This window comes from Prosthecobacter sp. (genome assembly GCF_044373815.1).
Classification (GTDB): Bacteria; Verrucomicrobiota; Verrucomicrobiia; order Verrucomicrobiales; family Verrucomicrobiaceae; genus Prosthecobacter.
The window spans coordinates 1-3,275 of the sequence record NZ_JBIPNG010000619.1 but is presented as its reverse complement, the minus strand read 5'-3'; the positions used below and the strand labels follow the sequence as shown (position 1 = coordinate 3,275).

Annotated in this window: 4 protein-coding genes; 3 read left to right on the top strand and 1 reads right to left on the bottom strand. The window is 55.2% G+C overall.

Annotated elements, in window-relative coordinates:
• Positions 1 to 786: SOS response-associated peptidase (locus tag ACIREA_RS29230; protein WP_397385852.1), on the bottom strand; the 786-nt coding region annotated here is incomplete at its 3' end.
• Positions 787 to 1,053: 267 nt separating this feature from the next.
• On the opposite strand from ACIREA_RS29230, the gene ACIREA_RS29225 reads away from it, so the two are divergent.
• The 3 genes from ACIREA_RS29225 to ACIREA_RS29215 all read left to right on the top strand — a co-directional run bounded on the left by ACIREA_RS29225 (position 1,054) and on the right by ACIREA_RS29215 (position 3,090).
• Positions 1,054 to 2,226, top strand: a complete 1,173-nt coding sequence (locus ACIREA_RS29225; protein ID WP_397385851.1) for a tyrosine-type recombinase/integrase — start codon at positions 1,054 to 1,056, stop codon at positions 2,224 to 2,226.
• Positions 2,223 to 2,783: a hypothetical protein gene (locus tag ACIREA_RS29220; protein WP_397385850.1), complete on the top strand. Its 561-nt coding sequence runs from the start codon at positions 2,223 to 2,225 to the stop codon at positions 2,781 to 2,783. The genes ACIREA_RS29225 and ACIREA_RS29220 overlap by 4 nt, the downstream gene beginning before the upstream one ends.
• 70 nt (positions 2,784 to 2,853) lie before the next feature.
• Positions 2,854 to 3,090 carry a helix-turn-helix transcriptional regulator gene (locus ACIREA_RS29215; RefSeq protein ID WP_397385849.1) on the top strand — a complete coding sequence of 79 codons (237 nt, stop codon included), beginning with the start codon at positions 2,854 to 2,856 and terminating at the stop codon, positions 3,088 to 3,090.
• Positions 3,091 to 3,275: the final 185 nt, after the last annotated feature.

Sequence of the window (3,275 nt, the reverse complement as noted above, 5' to 3'; positions counted from 1 at the left end):
CAGCATTTGCGGTCCGGGATCCACTTCCACTTTGACTGCTTCGTCTCCGGCTTGCGGCACAGGCGGCGCTATTGGGCGCAGGGCTTCTTCGCTTTTGTTGCGGGCTAGATTGGCGGCGGTGGAGACTCGATAAGCCTCCAGCAGCTCGCTTTCATAGGGGCGGAAGAGGGCGCGCAAGTCTTCGGCCTGCATGCCTGGCTGCATCCATGCAAGGGCTGCTTCGCCCTCAAGAATGAGCGGACTGCGGTCGTGAAACTTGGCCATGTAACGCCCCGGTGGCGTTGTGACGACACTCATGGAAGTGATGACAGCTCCGCTTTCGAAATCTTCCGGGCTGCGGCTTTCCCACACATCCCAGATGCCAGCCAACAAGACGGGCGCATCATCCGAGCGATGGATGAAGTAGGGAGTGGTGCGATCGGGCCATTCATGCCAGCCCTGCACAGGAATGACGCAGCGCTGGCGCAGGATGGGGCCGCGGTAGGAGGCTAGGTCAAAGATACTCTCACACCGCGCATTGAACGTGAGTCCGAACTTCTTCGCGACCTCCCTCTTGCTGCCTTTGGCCCACGATGGCACAAGGCCAAAGCGCATGCGCTCGATGCCGATCTCGTCAGCCTGCATGGTCAGCACGTCCGCGTAATCCGTGGGGCAGATGTTGTGGAACACCGGCACCTCGGACTTCATGTCCTCGTCCTTTTTCTTCGGTCGTCGTTCGATCCGCAGCTTCTTCCCCGCGAGGGAAAGCGCGGGGATCTTCGCGAACTGGTTCAGACGGCCACACATGATGGCAGGAAAGCGCACTCATGCGCAGAGGCAAATCAGAACTCGTGTGGCGAATGTTTCAGGAAATGCCGTTTGGCAATGCCCCTCCAAGTGAAACCAAGTTCCAGCCATGTAGCAAGCTGGTGCGCCCGCCAGGAATCGAACCTGGATATGCGGCTTCGGAGACCGTAAACCATTCTGATAAATCAAGGCTTCCATTTCGAAGTAATGGTTTTGTAATGGTTTTTGGCTGGCATTTGATGCAATTCCCTGCATCATCATGCAATCATGGCTCGCCAGCTTATCACGCTCAAGAAGGTTAAACATCCGCGCTACAAGTTCCGCGTCACATTTCGACAGGGTGACGATTACACACAGAAATACTTCACGGCACGCACGGGGCCGGACGGCGCGGATGCATTCGTGAATGAGAAAAAGGTAGAGCTTTTAAACGAGGGCCGGAAGCATGCTGATTTCACCGATGCCGAGAGGAAGGCGGTCATTCGCTCCCGTGAGCTTGCTGAAAAATTCTCCGCCGATGGCGTGAAGGGCTTTACCATGGATGCGGCTCTGACCTTCTATGCCGAGCATCTGCACTTGCGCCGTCGCTCTGTGAATGTGCTGTCCGCGTATGATGAGTTTGTAGAATCGCGCCGCAAGGAAGGCGTGAGCGCTGTTCATCTTCGGGACTTCACCTATCGACTGGAGCGGTTTGCCAAAAAGCATGCCAAACGCCTCATTGCTGAGATTACCACGAAAGACGTGAACTCATGGGTTTTCGGCCTCAAGAATGCTGCTCAATCCAAGGACAAGCACCGGCGATTGCTGCACAACTTCTTTGGCTACTGCGTTGGCCGTGGCTACACAGAAGAAAATCCTGTGGCCCGTGCGGACAAAGTAAAGGTGCTTCGGAAGCCTCCCGGCATCCTTTCGACTGCGGACACTGCCGCCCTTCTTGTCGCTGCTTCTGCGGAAATCGTCCCGGCGCTTGCAATCGGCTTTTTTGCGGGACTCCGCACGGCTGAAATTCAGCGGTTGGACTGGCAGCAGATTGACCTTCGACGCAACTTTATCGAGGTCACTGCCGAAAATGCCAAGAGCAGTCAACGCCGCCTTGTGGACATTACGCCAAATCTTCGCGCATGGTTGGAGCCGCATGCTCGCCCATCTGGCCCTGTGCGTCTGACTGAAATGCGCCACCACGACCGTTTCGACATCGCCCGAAAAACTGCGGGCATTGGCTGGCCTCCAAATGCCTGCCGTCATTCTTACGCCAGCTATCATCTGGCGCTCCATCAAGACGCCGCAAAGACTTCTCTTCAACTCGGACACACAAACACCACCGTTCTCTTTCAGCACTACCGCGAACTTGCCACCCGTGAGGATGCAGCGGCTTTCTTTGAGATCACGCCCGACAACGTTCAGCCGAAGAATATAATCCACATCAAGGCGGCAGCATGAGCACAGCAAACCTGAAACTCACACAGAAGAAAAACTCAGGCCGAAAACGTGGCCGAGTGAAGGGAGCTAGGACACTAGATGAGGCCGGATATGGAGACTTCCACGATGAGGCTGTCATGCTTGTCCATGAAAACGCACTACGGCTTGCGAAGATTCCCAAGGACTCAGAGGAGCGCGATCCACAGCAAGAGGGAAATCTTCACGACTGGCTGCTTTTTTTGGGCCAGCGAGTCGCGAATGCCCTGCAACGACGGGACGCCTCGCTTTTTGAAGGCATTGCCGAAATTTTACTCAAGAATCCACCGTCAGACAACGGAGACTGGTCTCCTGTTGATCCTGCACGCACAGAGGCTGCCATCATTGCAATGCGACAAGAGGAAAAGGGGCCAAAATGGCAGCTTCCTCCTCTGACTACTGAGGAATTCGCTGCAAGTCTCGCTCCTCATCAGGCCGCACACGGCAGCAAACGAGACACGAACAAAAGGATTGCGAAGGAAATGGGAGTGAAGATTATCAAAAGGAAGGGCGGCAGGAAACCTGAGAAGAAGCGCCTATAAACTGGCGCAATTCTTTGGATTTGGTGCGCATATTAAGCGCTCGCAGTGAGGTGCATCATAACGCTCTTCCATGAGCAACGACGCCACACCCCACACCGGTTCCAGCCTTCCCGCTGAGAAGAAAACACGTAAACAAACCGCCATTCACTGCGGTCTATCACTGCGAACAATTGACGAACTCACCCGCAACGGAACGCTCCCGTTCTTCAAAATCGGGAAAAGTGTTCGCTACGATCTTAACGAGGTGGACGCTGTGATGCGCCAGCGGTTCCACATCCAAGCGAAGGCTCGCAAACTCAACGCCTGAACAAAACGGCAAGTAACGAAGCAGGCCGCTAATTGTCTTCCTCCTTCAGAATTCGAGGAGACGCGAACCGCCGCCAGCGCACCAACAATTGCGAATGAATCAGCCCGAAACCGAATCGCCAGCGTGCCAAAGCACCGCCAGTGATGACCATGAATTAATCTGCCGCTGCGACCTGCGGGAAACCA